We start from the raw sequence: 20,195 nt of genomic DNA on the forward strand, positions 1-20,195 counted from the left end.
TTATTCCACTACTGTATAAATGTCCCGATAGTTACGTCCATAACCGTCATAATCCAATCCATAGCCTACGATAAAGTCATTTGGGATTTCCATTGCCACATAGTCAATATCAAGTTTAACTTTCAGCTTTTCCGGCTTTACCAATAAAGTCGCAATCCGGATTTCTTTCGGATTACGCGTGCCAAGTGTCTCCAGCAAACGTTGCATTGTCAGACCCGTATCGACAATATCCTCCACGATAACAACCGTCCGATCCGTAATATCTTCCGACAATCCCATTACCTCTTTAATAACACCGGTAGAAGCAGTGCCCTGATAAGACGCTAGTTTGATAAAAGATATCTGACAAGGTATATCGATATGCCGCATCAAATCGGCAGTAAACATGAATGAGCCATTCAATACACTTAAAAACAAAGGATTGGCATCCTTCAAATCCCGGTTTATCTCATTAGCTACCCTTTTTACTTCTTTCAGAATGGAGCTTTCCGGTATAGATACAGAAAACTCTTTATCCTTTATTTTTATAGTTCCCATAAGACGGTTGATTTTTAGTTGCCACAAAAGTAGTATTTTTTGTGCAAAGAAACACAAACTTACTTCACTTTTATATGGTCGAAGCCTTTTCCATAAACACCAATTACAGCGCTCTGCGAAACAAAGGCGTCAGGATCTATTTCTTTTATCAGATGAAAAATGATTTCGGATTCTCTTCTTTTGGCAAGTACAAACATCATTTTGACCTCCGCACCTGTGTAACAACCTGTCCCGTCAATGAACGTAACACCACGGTGAAGATCTTTATTGATATGCTGCCCTATCTCCATATATTTTGAAGAAATAATAAAGAACTGTACAGACTGTCTTGCACTATATACTACGCGGTCCACAGCAAAGCTGGAAACGAACAATGTGACATAACCATACAAAACCTTTTCCCAGTCGAGTAAGACAAAATAACTGGAAGTAATGATTATCAAATCGCAAACCAACATGACCGTACCAAACGTAATCTCACGATATTTATTAACAATGGCAGCTATTATATCCGTACCTCCCAAACTGCCGTTAGCGGAAAAAGCACAACCGATACCGGCCCCACAAAACGATCCTCCCAAAATACAAGCCATGAAAGGTTGGTCCTGAAGCAGGGTAAGATCTTTAGTATACTCTTGAGTAACCGACAAAAAGAACGTCAGGGTGAATACGGAGAAGATTGTTTTCAGACAAAAACGGAAGCCCAGTATCTTTAACGCTACTAACAAAAGAATAAAATTCAGGCAAAAATAAACATACTTAACCGGAAGCCCTGTGGCAAAATAAACTACTGAAGCAATTCCCGGCACACCTCCCGTAGTAATCTCATTCGGTAACAAGAATACAGTCCACCCGATACCGTAAAGTAATATCCCCAAAGTAATTGTCAAATAGTCCCTTACCATACGGTAACGATATTGTTTTCCGAAGGTGACTTCTTCTTTCTTTTCTGCTTCCATAGCTGCTGTGTTTAAGTTCATAGTATTACGCGACAAATGTAGCAAAACAATGGAAACATTGTATTATTTTCCAATATAAATTCAACAAAAATAAAAGAAGCTACGTGAATCACCAAGTCTTTGCAATCTTCTTACCTTATAAGATAATATCTGCAAGCCATAAGCATACATTTCATCCCGCCGGACTATCAACAGTTTCACCCGTGAGAAACAAAAGTTTCACAATATATGGAACTAAAGTTTCTCAAAATATGAAACAAAAGTTCCACAAAATATGAAACTACCTATCACTCGGTATGAAATCAAAAACGGACAGGGTGTTTGCTAAAACTTATGAATAGGGCGAGACTTTAATATCCGGACATGAATACTATAATGATATTTTTTGTACTTTCGCACATCCAAAAGAACAGAAGATTATGAAGATATTTCAAGGTACGGAAATTAAAAAGCTGGACGCTTATACAATAGAGAATGAACCGATTGCCTCTATCGAACTGATGGAAAGAGCCGCACGGGCCTTATCCTCAGCCATTGAGGCAAACTGGAACAAAGATTATTCAATCAAAGTTTTTGCCGGACCGGGCAATAATGGAGGCGACGCACTTGCCGTAGCCCGTATTTTATCAGAGAAAGGATATCAGGTGGAAGCCATCCTGTTCAATACTTCCGGGAATTTATCCGATGACTGCCGGGCAAACATGGAAAGGCTGAAAGATACAAAAGTTGCCTTTACGGAAGTAACAGCCAAGTTCGAGCCACCCATTTTGACGGAGAAAGACTTAGTTATCGACGGTTTATTTGGTTCCGGGCTCAACAAACCATTAAGCGGAGGATTTGCAGCAGTAGTAAAATACATCAATGCTTCCCCATCCGAAGTGGTATCTATCGACATACCATCCGGACTGATGTGTGAGGACAATACCTATAATAATATAAAGAATCACATTATTCATGCCAACGTCACTCTAAGTCTGCAACTGCCGAAGCTTGCTTTTCTTTTCGCTGAAAATGAAGAGTTCGTCGGCAAATGGCAATTATTGGATATTCAGTTGGATAAAGCCGGCATCGAAACTCTTCCCACAGATTATATGCTGACGGAAGAAAGCGAGATAAGGCGGTTAATAAAACCTCGCAAACATTTTGCTCATAAAGGAAACTTCGGTCATGCACTTCTTATTGCCGGTTCATTCGGTATGGCAGGAGCATCCGTTCTATCTGCCAAAGCCTGCTTACGCAGTGGTGTAGGATTGTTGACCGTACATACCCCGTTTCGTAATAATGACATCTTGCAAACCGGTATTCCGGAAGCAATGGTGCAACCCGATCTTTATGAAAACTATTTCGCCACACCGGTAGATACAGACGCCTATCAAGCAGTAGCCATAGGGCCGGGATTGGGGCAAGAACAGGAAACCGCCCTTGCACTTTCCGAACAATTAAAGCTGTGTTCTTATCCCATCATACTGGATGCGGATGCCCTGAACATTCTATCCGAAAACCGGGATTGGCTGTCTTATATCCCTAAGGGATCTATCCTTACTCCACATCCTAAAGAGTTGGACAGACTGGCAGGTATCAGCCACAATTCTTATGAAAGGCTGAACAAAGCTCGCGACATTGCTGCAAAATTAACTAGTTATGTAGTTCTGAAAGGTGCATATACCGCCATCGTCACCCCTGAAGGAAAATGCTTTTTCAACCCTACCGGTAATCCCGGCATGGCAACCGGAGGCAGTGGAGATGTACTGACCGGAGTGCTTCTTGCTTTGCTTGCCCAAGGTTACAAGTCGGAAGACGCCTGCAGACTTGGGGTGTATATACACGGACTGGCAGGAGACATGGCAACAAAAGAAAAAGGAGAAATCAGTCTGCTTGCAGGAGATATTATTGATAATCTGCCTGCTGCTTGGACTAAATTAAGCTAATTAGCGTCAATTCTTTATTGATATAGAGAGATTTTATTTACATTTGCAGCAATCACTATAGAAAAGGAAATTATGAAAAAAGCAATCGTTCTATTCAGCCTTCTTCTATCCGTCAGCGGTTTTGCCCAGACGGATGTATCCGGATATGTCCCGGGAAAGAGTCAAGACGCTGTGACATATTTCTTGCCCAAAACTATTATAGAAGTAGAAGTAGAAGCCACGAAAGTAACCTATACTCCGGGAGAATTCTGCAAATATGCCGACCGCTATTTACGTCTGACCGGAATCTCCGACCGGGAAAGTTCTTATTGGGAAATCAGCAAAGTAACAGTCAAACCCGTCGGTATGCCCGATCCTGACAATGTTTACTCTGTCAAACTGAAAGATAAGACAATTGCTCCGCTCATGGAATTGACAGAAGACGGCATCATTAAATCGATCAACAAACCTGTGGAAAAGAAAACGGGTAAGAAAGCTGCCGAGACTTCCCAGCAGCAGAAGACGAAAATCAATCCCCGCGATTTCATGACAGAGGAGATATTAATGGCTAGCTCATCGGCAAAGATGGCTGAACTGGTTGCAAAGGAAATCTATAACATACGTGACAGTAAAAACGCAATAATTCGCGGACAAGCCGACAATATGCCTAAAGACGGCGAAGCAATGAAGCTGATGTTGGCAAACCTGGAAGCGCAAGAAGCGGCTATGCTTGAAATGTTTACCGGAACGACCGACCGTGAAACAAAAAAATACACATTACGTCTGGTTCCAAACAAAGATTTGAACAAACAAGTATTATTCCGGTTTTCAAAAAAACTGGGTGTCGTAGCTAATGATGATTTAAGCGGTGCGCCCGTCTACGTGACTCTCAACAATCTGAATACTGTACCTGCACCTGACGAAAAAGCCAAAAGCGAAAAGAAGAAAATGGAGGGAATTGTTTATAATGTACCGGGAAAGGCACAGCTAACCATCTTCAATAGTAATAAAACGTACTACGACGGTACCCTGCCTATCACCCAGTTTGGTAATCAGGAAACGCTTGCCGATAATCTCTTCAATAAGAAGACAACGACACAAGTAACATTCGATCCTGTCACCGGAGGTTTAGTAAGAATAGAAAGAGGTAACGAATAAAATAAATACGGCGGGAAGTCAGATGCATTTCCCGCCGTATTTTTCTATATACCGTTTCAATACCTTCTAATCAGGCAAGGCATATCTATATTTAATGAATCCACTCGATCTGAGTTGTGTTATATAGGCTGTTATGCGTTGCCCATAATTCTCTTCATGCTGAAAATGTTCGGCCAATGCCTCTATAATATCACTCACCGTACGTTTCCCGTCAATCAAATCCCAAACAGCCGTGCCATGTTCCTCCAAGGTAACGTGAAGGAAAGATGTCATCCCTTTCGGTATAAGATATTTCTGCATTAACCTATTCTTAAAGCGCGGAAAGGCTATCACTGATAGCCCTTCCACTTTTTCCGTCCTGATGTGTTCCGCTACATACGGAACAACATCAAGCAGATTTACCTTTTCTTTCTTCATATCCTATTTCTGGATATTAGCTTTCTCCAAGCCATAGCCTTTCTTCTTGTTCTCAGCCTTCAACATCAAAGCTATAATCAACGCCAATACACCGAACATGGTAAAGATAGCCATCGGCAAAGTATAATCATAAGTTTGTACACCGTTCACAATCTCACCTTTACAGAATGAATTCAACACCCATCCAATCAACAAAGGCACACCCATCAATCCCCAGTTTTGTACCCAGAAGATAAGAGCATAAGCCGTTCCTAACTGATTTTCAGGGATAATCTTCGGCACAGAAGGCCACATGGCAGAAGGTACAAGAGAGAATGCGATACCCAACACAATCATCACTGCCGTAGCAAACCACCATACATTAAGGATAGGCAATGTAAAGAGCAAATGTACGCAAATCAGCAACACCGAACCGATAACCATCAAGGTGGCACCTTTACCGATACGGTCGTACAAATTCCCAAAGAACGGGGTCAGGAACAATGTACCCAACGGCAACAAGCTCGGAATCGTACCGGCCAAAGAGGGGTCTACATTATACTTTTGTATCATCAAATCCGTAGCATACTTCAAGAATGGGAATACGGCAGAATAGAATAACACGCACAATAAAGCGATCAGCCAGAAACCTTTATTACTCATAATCGAGAAAATATCTTTTGCACGGAAAGGTTCTTCCTCTTCACCGTCTTCGTCCAATTGTGTATCCAGTTTTTTATCTATAAAGGTATAAATAAAGAAAGCAATTGTTCCGATACAAAGCATGATAAGACAAAGCAAAATCGGTGCAGGAATATTAGGTTTGAAAGTACCGTCCGACAAAGTAGTACCGAAGAAAGTAGCGATAGGAACCGTCACTGCCATTGCCAGCATCGTACCGATACGCGCGGTAGCCATCTCTAGCCCCATAGCCAATGCCATTTCTTTACCTTTAAACCATTTTACAATAATCTTGGAAACCGTGATACCCGCTATTTCCACCCCAACGCCAAAAATAGCATATCCGAACGCGGCAAGGAATACCTGTAGCTTTATACCCAAGAATATACCAGATGAGGCAGTAAGGAAAGTTATCGCATAATACTTCAAACTACATCCGATAACCATCAACACGCAAGCTCCCATTCCGGTGAAACGCACTCCCATCTTATCCAATATAATTCCACCGAAAATCAACATCAGAAGAAAGACATTAAACCAACCGTACGCACTGGTAAAGATACCATAGTCAAGACTATCCCAAAGCAACTCTTTTTCCAACATCGGTTTCAACGGAGACATGACGTCCGTCAAAAAGTAGCCACATAGCATTGTGAAGGCTACCAAAGCAAGCACACTCCAACGGGCTACCGGAGAGTCGCTTAGTTTTTTTTGCACAAATTCTTTCATTTAATATAGTAATATTGATTAATAGATTCGCATCATCTTTGCAAAGATACAATTTAAGAGACTTATTCATAATAAACATGAAATCTTTTTTGCAATGAACACAAATAAATATATCACGAGACTTTTCCTTTCTAGAATCTTATTGATAGGCGTTTAGGCTACCGTAAAAAACAAAAAGATTCTTTTCAAGACAAGAACAAGCAAAATTGTTGATAAAAGCCAATGCTTTATGAATTTTATTACTATTTTTGTCTGACTAAGAATTGTCAGACAAGGCTTTAATTATTAACAAAATAAATAAGACTATGCAAGAATGGTGGGATTCATTAGATTTATTCATGAAATCACTTTGGGGTATCAGTATTTTCTCCAGTTTGGTTTTCGTTGTACAAAGTATCATGACTTTCATCGGTATGGATTCCGGTACGGATTTTAATACGGATATCAGCAGCGACATTCCATCACACGATCAACCGTTCCAACTATTTACATTCCGCAATTTCATAAATTTCTTTTTGGGATTCGGTTGGACTGCAATCGCCCTGAGACCCAATATAGATAACACTTTCCTTTTACTCTTCATCGCAATTATCGTCGGAGTACTTTTAGTGACAGCTGTCATGCTCATTTTTAAATGGTTGAGCGGCATGGAACAGTCCGGCAATATCAGCATTAATATGGCTGTCGGATGCAAAGGCACAGTTTACCTTACCATTCCTGCTTCAAGACAAGGAGAAGGGAAAGTACAAATCAGCATTCAGGGGGCTACCCGTGAATATGATGCTATTACCGATGGAGAAAAACTTGCAAACGGGACACCTGTGCGGGTAAAAGACATTATCAATGAAAATACTCTATTGATAGAGAAACTCTGATTTATTCATTTTCTAAATAATTAATATCTATGGCACCTAGTTTATATCTAATTGCAGTTATTGTAGCCGTTCTGTTCATATCCTTTGCGGCTATTCTATCCCGTTACAAGCGTTGTCCATCCGATAAAGTTCTTGTCGTTTACGGTCGTACCGGAAAGAATAAAGAGGGCGGAGTCAGTTCTGCACGCTGCATACATGGTGGAGCGGCTTTTATATGGCCGGTATTCCAAAGCTATGCATTCCTAGACCTTACTCCTATTTCTATCGAATGTAACCTGACAAATGCATTGAGTAAACAAAACATCCGTGTCGACGTCCCCTGCCGTTTCACTGTGGGAATATCGACAGAGCCGGAAAGCATGACAAACGCCGCCGAACGCTTGCTGGGGCAACGGACAGAAAATATTCAGAACCTGGCTACCGACATTCTTTTCGGGCAGCTCCGTTTGGTTATTGCAACCATGGATATTGAAGAAATCAACTCAGACCGTGATAAGTTTCTGGCAAATGTCAGTGCCAATGTAGAAGCCGAACTGCGTAAAATAGGTTTGAAACTTATCAATGTTAATGTTACCGACCTTCGCGATGAATCCGGATATATCGAGGCTTTGGGAAAAGAAGCTGCTGCAAAAGCAATTAACGATGCTAAAAAGAGCGTAGCCGAACAAAACAGATTCGGTGAAATCGGTAAAGCGGAAGCCGACCGGGATAAAGATATCCGTATCGCAGAAACAGTACGTGATACGCGTATCCGTACTTCCGAAGCAAATGCTACGGCAGTGGAAGGTGAAAACAATGCCAAAATTGCGATAGCCAATTCAGATGCGACCCGTCGTGAAAAAGAAGCGGAAGCCACTCGTAAAGCAGTTGCTGCCGAAAAAGTTCAATCTGCAAAAGCATTGGAAGAAGCATATCTGTCAGAAAAAGAAGCGGAATTAGCACGTGCCGACAGAGAAAAAGCGACTCAAACAGCCAACATCGTGGTTCCTGCCCAGATAGAAAAGGAAAAGGCAATTATCGATGCAGAGGCAGAAGCAGAACGCCTACGCCGTAGAGCCAAAGGTGAAGCCGATGCCATTTATGCAAAAATGGCGGCAGAAGCACAAGGTATGTACGAAATACTGACCAAGCAAGCGGAAGGATACGACCGTATCGTAAAAGCAGCGGGCGGAAATCCGGACAAAGCAGTCATGATGCTTATCACGGATAAACTTCCGGAACTGGTTAAGACACAGGTAGAAGCTGTTAAAAACATCAAAATCGATAAGATTACTGTTTGGGACGGTAATACAAATGGCGAAGGAAACGGTAACACCTCTACTGCAAACTTTATTTCCGGAATGATGAAGTCTGTTCCTCCATTAAATGATTTATTCAATATGGCAGGTCTCAACCTACCTTCTTATTTAAAAGGTACGGAAGAGAAAAAAGAACCGACTCATGCGGAAGAAGTGAAAGAAGTTTCTCCTGAACCAAAGAAATAAGAAAGGGCTATCACAACATACGGTCGATTGTTTACAAACGATAGGAGTTTGCAGACAAACGACCGTACCTTTGTCTTCAATCGACCGTATGTTTGTTTTCAATCAACCTGATGTTTTCAGAAAACATCAAGGTGAATTCTTACAACCTCCGTCCGAATTCGGTAAATGCTGCATTTTACTGACAGAAATCCTTTAGAAAATAGAATTACTCCCATTACTCCTTCAATCCTTCAGCTTGCAAATTATTATTTGATTATCAATATATTATCCTGAACCTTTACTATCGAAAAGATTCAGCCAATAGCTAGTGCCGAGTATGCCTAGCTTGCCCCGAACTTTCAGCTGAAAGATGGCATCATTCAGGATAACAGATTGTTAATCAGAGATAAATTCCGTAAACTGAAAGATGAAAGATATAGAAATGAATTCCAAAGAACTATGCTATTCGATAGATTAAGGCTATTGGAATAACTTCATAAAAAAAGCAGCCTTGATCTACTCAAGACTGCTCTTCAATGTATACTCAACAGAGAACTATTATTCAGCTAATTTGCCTGCTGAACCAAGAACGTTCTCAATTTTATGCTTGTAAAGCTTTTCCATATTGTCACGAGCCGGACCTAAATATTTACGTGGATCGAATTCTGCAGGTTTCTCTGCAAAGACCTTACGGATAGCAGCTGTCATAGCCAAACGGCTGTCTGAGTCAATATTGATTTTGCAAACAGCAGATTTAGCAGCTTTACGAAGTTCATCTTCAGGAATACCGATAGCAGCCTCTAGTTTACCACCAAACTTATTGATTGTTTCAACTTCTTCCTGTGGTACAGAAGATGATCCGTGAAGAACGATAGGGAATCCCGGAAGTTCTTTCATCACACCATCCAATACATCAAATGCTAATGGAGGAGGAACCAAGCGACCTGTTTTCGGATCAACATGGCATTGTTCCGGTTTGAATTTGTATGCTCCGTGAGAAGTACCGATAGAAATAGCCAAGCTATCACATCCGGTTTTTGTTACGAAGTCTACTACTTCTTCCGGTTCAGTATATGTGTGGTGATCTGCAGAAACTTCGTCTTCAACACCAGCCAATACACCAAGTTCGCCTTCTACAGTTACATCAAACTGATGAGCATATTCTACTACTTTCTTAGTAAGAGCTACATTTTCATCATAAGGAAGATGAGAACCGTCGATCATTACAGAAGAGAATCCCATATCTACGCAAGATTTGCAAAGTTCGAAAGAATCTCCGTGATCCAAATGAAGAACAATTTCCGGATGAGCACATCCTAGTTCTTTCGCATATTCTACAGCTCCTTCAGCCATGTAACGAAGCAAAGTCTGGTTAGCATAATTACGCGCACCTTTAGAAACCTGAAGGATAACCGGTGATTTTGTTTCTACAGCAGCCTTAACGATAGCCTGTAATTGTTCCATGTTATTAAAATTAAAAGCAGGAATTGCATATCCGCCTTTAATGGCTCTAGCAAACATATCTCTAGTATTTACCAGCCCTAAATCTTTGTAATTAACCATCTTGTTTAATATTAATTGTTAGTGAATCAAAAATTCTACGCAAAATTAATCATAATAGTTCATAAACAACAATCCGGCAAAAGAAAATATCTTAATAAAGGACGCATTTAATCTGGTTATTTAGGAATATTAAGTCCATTAATATTTTATTGTAATGTCCATATAGCAATCAATTAATCCGATTGATTTAAAAGCGATCTTCTACCTTAAATCCTTTATTATAAGAATATTTTCATAAAAGTCATTGATCAAATAAAAAACAAGCCCTAAACTTTTTCTATTCAAAAGAAAAGTAATATCTTTGCAGCCTAAAATGACCATTACACTATTTATTACCAAAATAGTAAACGATATAATAATTAAAAAACAAATATTGAAATGAAAAAAGGTATTCATCCAGAAGCATACCGTCCGGTAGTTTTCAAAGACATGTCAAACGGTGATGTGTTCTTATCACGTTCAACTTGTTCAACTAAAGAAACAATTGAATTTGAAGGTGAAACTTACCCATTGGTAAAACTTGAAATCTCTAGTACTTCTCACCCGTTCTATACTGGTAAATCTAAGTTAGTAGATACAGCAGGACGTGTAGACAAGTTCATGAGTCGTTACGGTGACCGTAAGAAAAAATAATTCGGTAGAAATAATTCTACAAAACAGGCTGTTTCATTCGAAACAGCCTGTTTTGTTTTATAAAGCCATTGTTACCACACGCACAGTTATATTATCCGGCAAATAAAATAATATATAAAATTGTCCATCCTTAATTTGTTTAAGAACAACTTTATCCGCCTTATAATACTCCATTTTATTATCTTTCTTAACAACAACCAGTCCATCTGATAAGTCACCGGCAACAGTAAAATCACCTTTTGCACTCACCCTATAAAATACCTCTGTATCCTCCACTGTTGAAAAGTCATAAGTCATCGTATTGGCATTACCGCCTCCAAAAGCATCCATAGATTTATATTCAGCGAAAGAGAATCCATCTTGCGCATCAGAACAACCGATTTCGGTATTCCACTCTACACGCGAGAGAGGATCTTCCAAAAAGTTTATATCAGCCTTATTCTCACGAACAATGATAAAACAGTTCTTCTTTAAGCCATTCGATGCAGTAACCTCCATCGTAGTAGCCCCTTTCCCCACACCTTTTACAGTAATTATATTCCCTTTTGTTGCATATTCTACAATGCCTCCATCCGAAAGAGTAATGGTATATGTATCCGTACCCTTAACAGATAAATCAAATGTCCCATTCAAAAATATCTCCATCCGGCTTTCACTCAGACTGAATTCTTCAGAATCATCCTTACAAGCAAATAAACACAGCAGCAATAACAAAGGTAAACTCCAGAGACAAACACCATCTCTCAAACTTTTATTATATCTCATATACTTTATACTCTATTTTACAATAACTTTTACTTTTCCACTAACACCATTACAATTCCAACTTAAATAATGTGTTCCCACACCGGCTACCTCAGGATTAAACACATACCCTCCATTAACCAAAGCAACTCCATTGCCACTCCACGCACTTGCTCCATCTATATTCAATTGCAATGGCACACTGCCGTCATTTAACCTATAAGAAGCTTTCAAGTCAACCGGAAAAATTCTTGCGACCTGCTCCGGAACAGATAAGCCTTTCAAATGTATCACGATATTATCGGCAAGTCCTCCACCGGAGATAAGTAAGTCTTCTGATTGCCAACCAAATCCTAACGGAATATAAATCAATTCTATATCTATACCTTTATTTAATTGATCCGCTGTAACTTCAGTAGGCTTGACTACAAAATTATCACCACTTATAGATAAAGAAACTTTTGATTTTATATCCTTTCCTTGCAAATGAATGGTTTTATATAATGTTATACCTTTCTTAGTATCCGGAAATTCTATGAAATCACCGGATTTATATTCCAAGATATGTGGAATATTTTCCATATAATATTCCACACCTATATTCTTACCCCAAATATACTCCACAAGATCCGGATAATCAATATATGGATTACGATTATGCTGGAAAGAATAAACGGCATTATTACGGTCTATTTCCTTTTGAGATACAGGATCCTGACGATGCCATTTTAGCAGAAGCTCTTTACCATAATCTGTCAGAGTAGGATATTCATTACTTTGAAACATTTTTGCTCCACTAGATACCCATGAATAATTCTGATAACAAGTAACTACATAAAAATACATACGGGCAAAATCACCTTTATACTCATCAGCCGGTTCAAAGGCGCTGACTGCTTGATTACCAACATAAGCTGTTCCTACTTTCGACACTCCATTATCAAAAGTCGCAGTCTCAACTTCACCTAAAATATAATTACTTTTTGCCATATTGGCCTTTGCGTCAGAAGGAACCAAATGATGTAAATCAAAGGATGCATCATATTGAAATTCACGTGAATCAGACCCTTCTCCCCACCAACTTTTAGGCGCACTATGTTCTATATTCATATCACGATTGGAACCGGTAGTGCCACTCGGAAAACTACGCCTCGTATTAGAATACATATCCCATATACTTCCATCCGGACGTACATCACTTTTTCTAAATACAGTCCATGTAGCTCCATATGAAGATCCATAAGGAATTCTCGTGTGATCTTTCAATAATAAATATAAGGTCGTTTTCAATTCTTTATTTTTCTTTCCATTCAGCTTATCCGAATAATACTCCGGCATTTGAGCGAGAATACATACCGCAAACAAGAAAAATAGAAAAAACAATGGTATCTTCTTATATAACATTTCACCTATAATTTAATTAATATGCAAAGATAAAAATAGGGCATCTTTTACAATGCCCTATTTCTTGAAAAATTGGACAAATAGTCCTATTTAACATCCTTTAGATTACGAATATTTAATTGAGGTCCTCCATTAATCCCTGCAATACCGGTAATTTCATGTGTACCTTCCGGTATTTGTTCATTTACAAATGAAGAATAACTGGCAACAAAAGATGAAATGGAAGAAGCACCATCCGTTATCTTCAATGTAGTATGTTTACTACTACTACCATATGTTGTTCCATTAGGATTCGTAATTGTACCATTCACTGTTACTAAAGTAGACTCACTAGCATCAATATTAGTCACTAATTCCGCCACGGTCATCTTTTTCGATTCGATATTTACATTTTTAGCAATTACTCGAATATTAGTTAAAGGCACATTATTAAGTTGCATTGCTCCATTATATTGTTCCAAAGATTGATCTTTCACTAATATTTCGACTTTATCCCCTAATGTATAAGATGCATTTCCTGTACAACGAATCATTATACCTGTACTATTATCTTCAGAAGCAATAACCATATTTCTCAAAGAAGATGAATTACCCCCAACATTATCAGATATTACCACACCAACAATTTTACCTTCTCCGGCAATCTTAACTGTCGCTCCCTGATACATAGATCTAATCTGAGCTATCGAAACCTCTTCAACATCAAATGCAGGATTGTCTTCCGGCACCATTGGAGGAATGCTTCCTTTATAGATAGCAAAATTCTTAATCTCCCAAGTTCCGGCTTTAACTGTTGTCGATATATAATGAAATGCCAAACGGATTTTCTTACCGGAATACGCTGTCAGATCAATTTCCGGCTTAGTCCAAGTATTCCAATCACTGGCACTTACCAAGTCAAATTCCAGACTTGTCCACACTTCAGGATCATTAGAGGTTAAATCCTCTGTGACATTAAATGATATATCATTTAAAGATGCTCCATAGCGGAATATATATTCAAAATAAACATATGCCGAATCCACATTTGCTAAATTGATTGTAGGAGAAATAAGCCAAAGATCATTCTCCCTATTGACATTATCAACATATCCTGATACTTGGGCTGCTCCATAATCTATAGCAAAAGTATCTACTCCCGATACACTGTAATTTTTAAAACCTCCAAGAGTTTCTTCGAACGTTTCATTATAGATTGCATCTTTAATGACAACCCCTTCCCCCGGTTTCAAAAAAGGATCATCTTCACCGACATTATCACAGGCTACAAATGAAAAAATGGATGTAATTAAAAGCAGCCCTATTATTTTTCCTAAGTTCTTCATAATCATTCTTTATTTTTTATCATTATTCTTTTCCTAAAGAAGTAAATCCATTTAAATCACTTAACGCCCGAATAGTTAACTGGATTTTTCCGTCAGCTGAATTTTTATCCTTAAACCAGCCAACAATTGCTGTTACCATACCGGTTTCACCTTCTTTAGGTATTAATGTTTCTGCAAAATTAGCGTACTCACTTGTTGAAATATAGCTACTTCCTGTACCATCTTTTATCTCACGGGAAACCGGATAACCTATGTTATATTTTTTAGAAGTAGAATAGGTAGATGGGGCAAATATCGGATTCAATTCATACGTACCGTTATCCACATTCTTTTCTGTAAGTTTCACCAATGGATATCTGGGACCTAATGTTTTACCATTATCGTTTCTATTTGTGAACATCACATTTTTTATGCAAACCAAACGGCCGTAATAAGTAGAATCTTTCATTAACAATTCTCCTATAGTTAATGTATCTGCCACTACTTTAGAAGCATCCGGTCTACCAATCCGAATAAAATGACTGGGCACTAAAGAATAAGGAATACGTCCCGGCTCAAAACGGATTTTATCATCATCACGATATCCGGCCACTCCCAATTGTGGCATTTCTGCATAACGCCCCATCACCAAGCCATTACATTTAATAGCAACAATTTGTCCCAAAGGGAAAATACCGCCTAAACTACCGGCATCAACAGATACTTTTAATGCTTGTTTGGTCTGCAAATCCTCAATTACCATATACTTATAGACATTCCCTGCCGTATCAGATGAGATAACCCTTCCACGTATATAAATATCTTTATCTGACTCAATCGTTACATTAGTAAATAAGTTCTTATATGTAATAGTAGTATCTTTTTGTACTGGTATCACTTTACCTTTATATTCAATATGCCAAGGAACTTGATTATACATAGAATCTATTTCATGATTTATAACAAAACTTTTACCGTGCGGAGCAATATGCAACGTATCATCATCATAAATATACAGATTATCAATACGATCATAGCGATTGATCAATTCCCCAATTGTCATTGTAGTTTCCCATTCCTCCGTATCTTCAGGCAAAATCAAACTACCTTCAGGAATCGCATCAAAGTCATCCGCACAATTCACAAAAACGACTGATGACAATAATATACATATTATATATTTAAATGTTTTCATACTCTATTCAATAATTAAAATTTATAACCTACATTAAGGAAGCAATTAAATCCCCAAGCATAATAATATTTATTAGGGTATCTGTCTACCAATTCAATAGCGCGGGTTGCACTTTTATTATTACGTCCAATACGTCCTTGCTGATAACCACCGGTCACCATATCTTCATTATTCAAAATATTATTGAAACTCAAGTTGAAGTTAAGAGATTGCTTCCTGTTATTTAAATAAATAACTTTTCCTACAGAAGCATCCAACATAAAGCCTCCTTTCAGTTTTTCTTGCGTACCAAACATTTCTTTCAATGAATTAGCTCTATTACGATCAGCATCTGTTGCATAGATATTATCCTTTTTCAAATAACCACTATATTTTTGATACTGTCCTGCTTCATTCATATAAGTACCTCCATAATAGTTCATTTCTGTAAAATGTGATGGAGAGAAATCAAGATAATTCTTATCAAAATAAGAAAGCGTTATATTGGCAAACCACATCTTAGGATGAAAATAATCCAATGTAATACTGGCAGCAGTCTGAGGTCCATTAGCTACATGCAAATCTTTAGTATAAACCATTTCTCTTACATCAGCAGCTTTTCTGGCTTCCAAAGTTGTAGGTAATTCACCTGTTAACAGATTGACTCCACTCTCTGCACTCATTACCCCTTTGGCATTGTTTGTATAGCGATAATCACCGAACGTTCCAGCCAAATCAACAGAGAAGCTATTATTCAACTTGATAGTAATACCTGCTTCGATACCTTGATATCTCTTATTAACATCATATAAAGTATGATTCACAAAAGTTCTGAATTCATCATGGTAATATCCTGTTCCTTCCGTTGCTCCCGTAATAAATGTCTGGAATGCAGAAATACGTCCTTTCACTACAGAAGTAGAAAACATATAATTAATATCCCAAGAGTAAACAGATTCCGCTTTTAAGCCACTGATACGTGTATCTTTCACACGAGGAGCTATATATGAATATCCAGCAAAAGGAGCACGCGTTTCAAACAAACCATTCACCGATAAACGATGGTGTCCATTTATCTTATAAACGAATCCGGCTTTCACACTTGGATCTACAAAGTAATAGCTTTTACCTTTACCATAAGATAGTGCATCTACAGCCGTTGCACGTCCATTTTCCATATGGCCATCACGTTGGAAAGTTGTGTAAGTCAAACGAGCTGCATAAAAAGCATCAAAACGAGGAAGCGTCCATTCGTTTTGCAAGAATGCACTTGCCTTTATCACATTCATATCATAATCATAACCAAAGATATCCCCTTCTTTTATTTTTCGATTCGGATTTCTTAAGTCATTCTGAATAATATTTCGATCACCCGTAAAGTCACGCTCTGCAAACTGATCAATATCAATCCATTGATTTCCACCTAAGAGATCATTCATTGTTTTATAATGCATACCTTTAGAGTACTTCGCTTCAATTCCACCTATTAATTTAAAGCGATTACTGAATTCATTCGTATAAACAGAGTTCAGCACAACCTCCATCAAATCATTATGGCGTTCCTCCAATACATACTTCGCACTACCATCCGGATTAGCTATATTATTTAAATAGTTTGAATGATACAAAGAATTCCAATTTATTTGAGTCACATCTGTATCATCATTCTTCCAAGACTGCGTGATTTGTTCCATCAATTCATAATTTATATAATCCTTTCCTGTATTTGTAGCTATCAAATCATTGTATTGATAACTAGGAAGATTCCTATAATAATCAGGACGAGGATCAGCAGCATTATAAAATCCCAATGCTGTATTACTATATTTACTATAATGGAAACCAATACCTGTCTTCAGTTTCTGCTTTTCTGTTATATCAAATATCCAGTTGGCAATTACTGACGGATCATAACTATTTACGACACGGGAATTACGTTTATCACCATTTTGATATCCCCAATAAGGATTATAATAGATTCCACTCTTTGCCAGATCATAAACCTCCTGAGTTACAGCAGCTGATTGAGAACGCTTGGTAGGAGCACCATAAGTGACCAAAGCTATTCGATGACGATCATTCAATATCTTCTCTGCAGAAAGGAAATATCCTACCGAATTATAAAAAGTACCGTCGATACGCCCTTCATTCGCCCAACGCCAGATTGCCGATGCAGTAAACGCCCAACCATTACTCATCAATCCGGTAGAGTGTGTTGCTGTACCACGGAGCATATAAGCCCGGTTTGTATACGCTAAACCAACTTTAGTTCCCGGAGCATACGCAGAAGCATTCGTATTAATATTCGTTACACCACCCAATGATCCGAAAGCAAAAGAACTATTTTCTATACCATTAATAATATCCTTATTACGAAATGCATCGTTCAGACCTCCTAAACTAGAGTAATTAAAACGTCCACGCTCCTGATCTGTAAAATTCACTCCATTTATATAAGTAGCCTGAGAAGATTGGTCATACCCCCTAAGATTGAATCGCATAGGACTAAAATTATAACTGGCTGCTTTCAAATAGGTATCATCCGAAGCGCCGGACAAATAAGATGATGATTGAGATGACGTATTATCATCATCGTCCAACATTGACTCATCGAATATCTGAATATTCTCTTCCGACTTATTTGTAGTGGAATTCTTAACCATTGGAATTGAGCCCAAATCCACGCTTTCATCTTTTCCGATCAAAAAGCTTTGGTGATAAGATTCATATCCCTGCACCGAAATGTTAACCACATCTTGCCCTGAAGATAAATTCTTAAAGACAAAACCTCCATCTCTTCCGGAAACGACAGACACATCCTTGTTCTGCAACGAAACCTTAGCACCCGGAACCGGTTGTGCTGTTTCAAAATCTATAACAACTCCTTTTACACTGCTATTTTGCGCATAAACTGACGCACTTAAAAAGAGCATTATAAACAAGCATAATTTTTGAACCATAGAATACTAAATATTTATTTATAATTATTAAATTCACATCCCTATTTTCCTCTCTTTAAAGAGGCGAATAGTTTTGCAAAATAATATATTATTTTCGATTATTCATATTACAAACCTATTTATTTTTCAAAGACGAAGCTATTTTAAGCTTTTTAGCTATCATTCTTCCCAAATTTAATAAAAAAGCAACGCGTATTCCATTTTTTTTTCTGACTTTTGCATTAACGACTTATTTGTATTTGATAACATAAATCCAATAATAACTAATTTTATAATTTTATGAAGAAGTACCTTTTAATGTTATGCTTGTTATGTGCTATTTCAATAACTGCACAAAACAAAAAGGTTGCCATTTACCCTGTAGCTTTTTACAATTTGGAAAACTTATTTGATACAATAAATCAACCGAATGTAAATGACGAAGAATTCACTCCTACCGGAAGCATGAAATGGACAGGAATGAAATATAAGAATAAGCTGAAAAACCTGGCATATGCTATCAGCCAATTAGCAACCGACGGTCCCTTCCCCTGCCCTAACGGACCTGCATTTATTGGTATTTCCGAAATAGAAAACAGAGGAGTAATAGAGGATCTTATACATACCGGTAAGTTGGCAACACGCAAATACGGTATTGTCCACTATGACTCACCTGACAGACGTGGTGTCGATGTTGGTTTAATCTACGATTCACTACAATATAAAGTAGAAAGCAGTAAGAGTTACCGTTTAGTATTCCCTGAAGATACAGCAATGCGTACCAGAGATCAATTACTTGTCAGTGGGATTCTTGCCGGTGAAAGAGTTCATGTTATCGTAAACCACTGGCCCTCCAGACTAGGTGGTGAAAAACGTTCCAGACCTAAAAGAGAAGCGGCAGCGGCATTAACCAAGCACATTGCAGATTCAATTATAACGTCAGACCCAAATTCCAAAGTAATTATAATGGGCGATTTAAACGATGATCCGATGAATACAAGTTGCAAAGTAATATTGGGAGCTGTAAAAAAGCAACAAGATGTAAAACCCGGAGGATACTTTAATACCATGTGGCAACTTCTAGATAAAGGTATCGGTTCATTAGCCTACCAAGGACAGTGGAATCTATTTGACCAAATCATCATTTCCGCCAACCTTGTCGGCAATGATCGTTCTTCTTTGAAATATGTAAAATCGGAAGTATTTAATCGCAATTTCTTAAAACAAGAAGAAGGAAAATACAAAGGTTATCCTAAGCGAACGCATGCCGGTGGGGTTTATTTAAATGGTTATAGCGACCACTTCCCTACTATTATTTATTTGGCTAAAGAAATAGAATAACAATTTTCAATGGTGAATACAATATCATCATAATAGTTATTAGTTTCTGATTTATAACATACGGTTGATTAATTACAAACGAAAAAGTCCGTAATTAATCAACCGTATATTTTATACCATAGCTCAATCGACATTAACAGAGGATAAGCCCGAATCTTCTTTTCTTTGTATACTCTCAAAGCAACTATCACTTATAAGCTTCATCCTTCAGTTTGCCAATTTCATATTGGTAATGAACGAGTTATCCTGAAAGATGGAACCATTCAGCATATCATTCAGTTCTTTCTGCCGGCTGAACCTTTTTCCGGAGAATGGTTCAGGGCAACAAGCTGATAATCAAACTTAAATTTACAAGTTGAAAGATTGAAGGTTAATAAAGGGCAATTCG

Annotated in this window: 16 protein-coding genes; 6 read left to right on the top strand and 10 right to left on the bottom strand. The window is 38.1% G+C overall.

All coding sequences use genetic code 11. From position 1 onward, the window contains the following. Together hpt and DXB63_RS08310 are read right to left on the bottom strand one after the other, a co-directional pair. Positions 1 to 537, bottom strand: a complete 537-nt coding sequence (gene hpt / locus DXB63_RS08305; protein WP_122125942.1) for a hypoxanthine phosphoribosyltransferase — start codon at positions 535 to 537, stop codon at positions 1 to 3. 59 nt (positions 538 to 596) lie between these two features. Further along, positions 597 to 1,442 (bottom strand): YitT family protein, encoded by an 846-nt coding sequence (locus tag DXB63_RS08310; RefSeq protein WP_122126009.1) that lies wholly within the window; start codon positions 1,440 to 1,442, stop codon positions 597 to 599. Positions 1,443 to 1,915: 473 nt separating this feature from the next. Between DXB63_RS08310 and DXB63_RS08315 the strand changes: the two genes are divergently transcribed. Together DXB63_RS08315 and DXB63_RS08320 are read left to right on the top strand one after the other, a co-directional pair. Beyond that, positions 1,916 to 3,424: an NAD(P)H-hydrate dehydratase gene (locus DXB63_RS08315; RefSeq protein ID WP_122125943.1), complete on the top strand. Its 1,509-nt coding sequence runs from the start codon at positions 1,916 to 1,918 to the stop codon at positions 3,422 to 3,424. A 72-nt stretch (positions 3,425 to 3,496) separates the two neighbouring features. Beyond that, positions 3,497 to 4,561, top strand: a complete 1,065-nt coding sequence (locus DXB63_RS08320) for a DUF4831 family protein (protein WP_122125944.1) — start codon at positions 3,497 to 3,499, stop codon at positions 4,559 to 4,561. 66 nt (positions 4,562 to 4,627) lie between these two features. Here DXB63_RS08320 and DXB63_RS08325 read toward each other — a convergent pair whose 3' ends face one another. Then, positions 4,628 to 4,978, bottom strand: a complete 351-nt coding sequence (locus tag DXB63_RS08325; RefSeq protein WP_122125945.1) for a PqqD family protein — start codon at positions 4,976 to 4,978, stop codon at positions 4,628 to 4,630. 3 nt (positions 4,979 to 4,981) lie between these two features. After that, entirely contained in the window at positions 4,982 to 6,367 is a 1,386-nt protein-coding gene (locus tag DXB63_RS08330) for an MFS transporter (protein WP_122125946.1), read from the bottom strand. A 305-nt stretch (positions 6,368 to 6,672) separates the two neighbouring features. Here DXB63_RS08330 and DXB63_RS08335 point away from each other — a divergent pair, with 305 nt between their 5' ends. Next, positions 6,673 to 7,242 carry an NfeD family protein gene (locus DXB63_RS08335; RefSeq protein ID WP_122125947.1) on the top strand — a complete coding sequence of 190 codons (570 nt, stop codon included), beginning with the start codon at positions 6,673 to 6,675 and terminating at the stop codon, positions 7,240 to 7,242. Between the two features lie 29 nt (positions 7,243 to 7,271). Then, on the top strand, positions 7,272 to 8,726 hold the full coding sequence (locus DXB63_RS08340; protein ID WP_122125948.1) for a flotillin family protein: 1,455 nt from the start codon (positions 7,272 to 7,274) through the stop codon (positions 8,724 to 8,726). A gap of 537 nt (positions 8,727 to 9,263) precedes the next feature. On the opposite strand, the gene DXB63_RS08345 is transcribed toward DXB63_RS08340, so the two are convergent. Next, the gene (locus tag DXB63_RS08345) at positions 9,264 to 10,268 is read right to left on the bottom strand and encodes a class II fructose-bisphosphate aldolase (protein WP_122125949.1); all 1,005 of its coding nucleotides are present in this window, start codon (positions 10,266 to 10,268) and stop codon (positions 9,264 to 9,266) included. A gap of 378 nt (positions 10,269 to 10,646) precedes the next feature. Here DXB63_RS08345 and DXB63_RS08355 point away from each other — a divergent pair, with 378 nt between their 5' ends. Continuing rightward, positions 10,647 to 10,901 carry a type B 50S ribosomal protein L31 gene (locus tag DXB63_RS08355; protein WP_122125951.1) on the top strand — a complete coding sequence of 85 codons (255 nt, stop codon included), beginning with the start codon at positions 10,647 to 10,649 and terminating at the stop codon, positions 10,899 to 10,901. 57 nt (positions 10,902 to 10,958) lie between these two features. On the opposite strand, the gene DXB63_RS08360 is transcribed toward DXB63_RS08355, so the two are convergent. The 5 genes from DXB63_RS08360 to DXB63_RS08380 form a co-directional block, all read right to left on the bottom strand. Next, on the bottom strand, positions 10,959 to 11,666 hold the full coding sequence (locus tag DXB63_RS08360; protein ID WP_122125952.1) for a hypothetical protein: 708 nt from the start codon (positions 11,664 to 11,666) through the stop codon (positions 10,959 to 10,961). A gap of 12 nt (positions 11,667 to 11,678) precedes the next feature. Further along, entirely contained in the window at positions 11,679 to 13,049 is a 1,371-nt protein-coding gene (locus tag DXB63_RS08365) for an endonuclease I family protein (protein ID WP_122125953.1), read from the bottom strand. A gap of 86 nt (positions 13,050 to 13,135) precedes the next feature. Next, complete coding sequence (locus tag DXB63_RS08370) at positions 13,136 to 14,374, bottom strand: DUF5689 domain-containing protein (protein WP_147332273.1); 1,239 nt, start codon at positions 14,372 to 14,374, stop codon at positions 13,136 to 13,138. A gap of 22 nt (positions 14,375 to 14,396) precedes the next feature. Then, positions 14,397 to 15,548 carry a DUF5689 domain-containing protein gene (locus DXB63_RS08375; RefSeq protein ID WP_122125955.1) on the bottom strand — a complete coding sequence of 384 codons (1,152 nt, stop codon included), beginning with the start codon at positions 15,546 to 15,548 and terminating at the stop codon, positions 14,397 to 14,399. Positions 15,549 to 15,562: 14 nt separating this feature from the next. Beyond that, positions 15,563 to 18,487, bottom strand: a complete 2,925-nt coding sequence (locus DXB63_RS08380) for a carboxypeptidase regulatory-like domain-containing protein (RefSeq protein ID WP_122125956.1) — start codon at positions 18,485 to 18,487, stop codon at positions 15,563 to 15,565. Positions 18,488 to 18,766: 279 nt separating this feature from the next. On the opposite strand from DXB63_RS08380, the gene DXB63_RS08385 reads away from it, so the two are divergent. Beyond that, a complete protein-coding gene (locus DXB63_RS08385) occupies positions 18,767 to 19,807 on the top strand; it encodes an endonuclease/exonuclease/phosphatase family protein (protein ID WP_122125957.1) in 1,041 nt (346 codons plus the stop codon). Positions 19,808 to 20,195 lie beyond the last annotated feature (388 nt).

Origin of the sequence: Bacteroides sp. OM05-12, from assembly GCF_003438995.1 — a bacterium.
Lineage (GTDB): Bacteria > Bacteroidota > Bacteroidia > Bacteroidales > Bacteroidaceae > Bacteroides.

Bases quoted from the DNA above. Each gene is read 5' to 3' on its own strand.
- DXB63_RS08385 (WP_122125957.1), top strand. From the start codon at position 18,767: ATGAAGAAGTACCTTTTAATGTTATGCTTGTTATGTGCTATTTCAATA.
- DXB63_RS08320 (WP_122125944.1), top strand. From the start codon at position 3,497: ATGAAAAAAGCAATCGTTCTATTCAGCCTTCTTCTATCCGTCAGCGGT.
- DXB63_RS08335 (WP_122125947.1), top strand. From the start codon at position 6,673: ATGCAAGAATGGTGGGATTCATTAGATTTATTCATGAAATCACTTTGG.
- DXB63_RS08365 (WP_122125953.1), bottom strand. From the start codon at position 13,049: ATGTTATATAAGAAGATACCATTGTTTTTTCTATTTTTCTTGTTTGCG.
- DXB63_RS08360 (WP_122125952.1), bottom strand. From the start codon at position 11,666: ATGAGATATAATAAAAGTTTGAGAGATGGTGTTTGTCTCTGGAGTTTA.
- DXB63_RS08340 (WP_122125948.1), top strand. From the start codon at position 7,272: ATGGCACCTAGTTTATATCTAATTGCAGTTATTGTAGCCGTTCTGTTC.
- DXB63_RS08355 (WP_122125951.1), top strand. From the start codon at position 10,647: ATGAAAAAAGGTATTCATCCAGAAGCATACCGTCCGGTAGTTTTCAAA.
- DXB63_RS08380 (WP_122125956.1), bottom strand. From the start codon at position 18,487: ATGGTTCAAAAATTATGCTTGTTTATAATGCTCTTTTTAAGTGCGTCA.
- DXB63_RS08345 (WP_122125949.1), bottom strand. From the start codon at position 10,268: ATGGTTAATTACAAAGATTTAGGGCTGGTAAATACTAGAGATATGTTT.
- DXB63_RS08330 (WP_122125946.1), bottom strand. From the start codon at position 6,367: ATGAAAGAATTTGTGCAAAAAAAACTAAGCGACTCTCCGGTAGCCCGT.
- hpt (WP_122125942.1), bottom strand. From the start codon at position 537: ATGGGAACTATAAAAATAAAGGATAAAGAGTTTTCTGTATCTATACCG.
- DXB63_RS08370 (WP_147332273.1), bottom strand. From the start codon at position 14,374: ATGAAGAACTTAGGAAAAATAATAGGGCTGCTTTTAATTACATCCATT.
- DXB63_RS08325 (WP_122125945.1), bottom strand. From the start codon at position 4,978: ATGAAGAAAGAAAAGGTAAATCTGCTTGATGTTGTTCCGTATGTAGCG.
- DXB63_RS08310 (WP_122126009.1), bottom strand. From the start codon at position 1,442: ATGGTAAGGGACTATTTGACAATTACTTTGGGGATATTACTTTACGGT.
- DXB63_RS08315 (WP_122125943.1), top strand. From the start codon at position 1,916: ATGAAGATATTTCAAGGTACGGAAATTAAAAAGCTGGACGCTTATACA.
- DXB63_RS08375 (WP_122125955.1), bottom strand. From the start codon at position 15,548: ATGAAAACATTTAAATATATAATATGTATATTATTGTCATCAGTCGTT.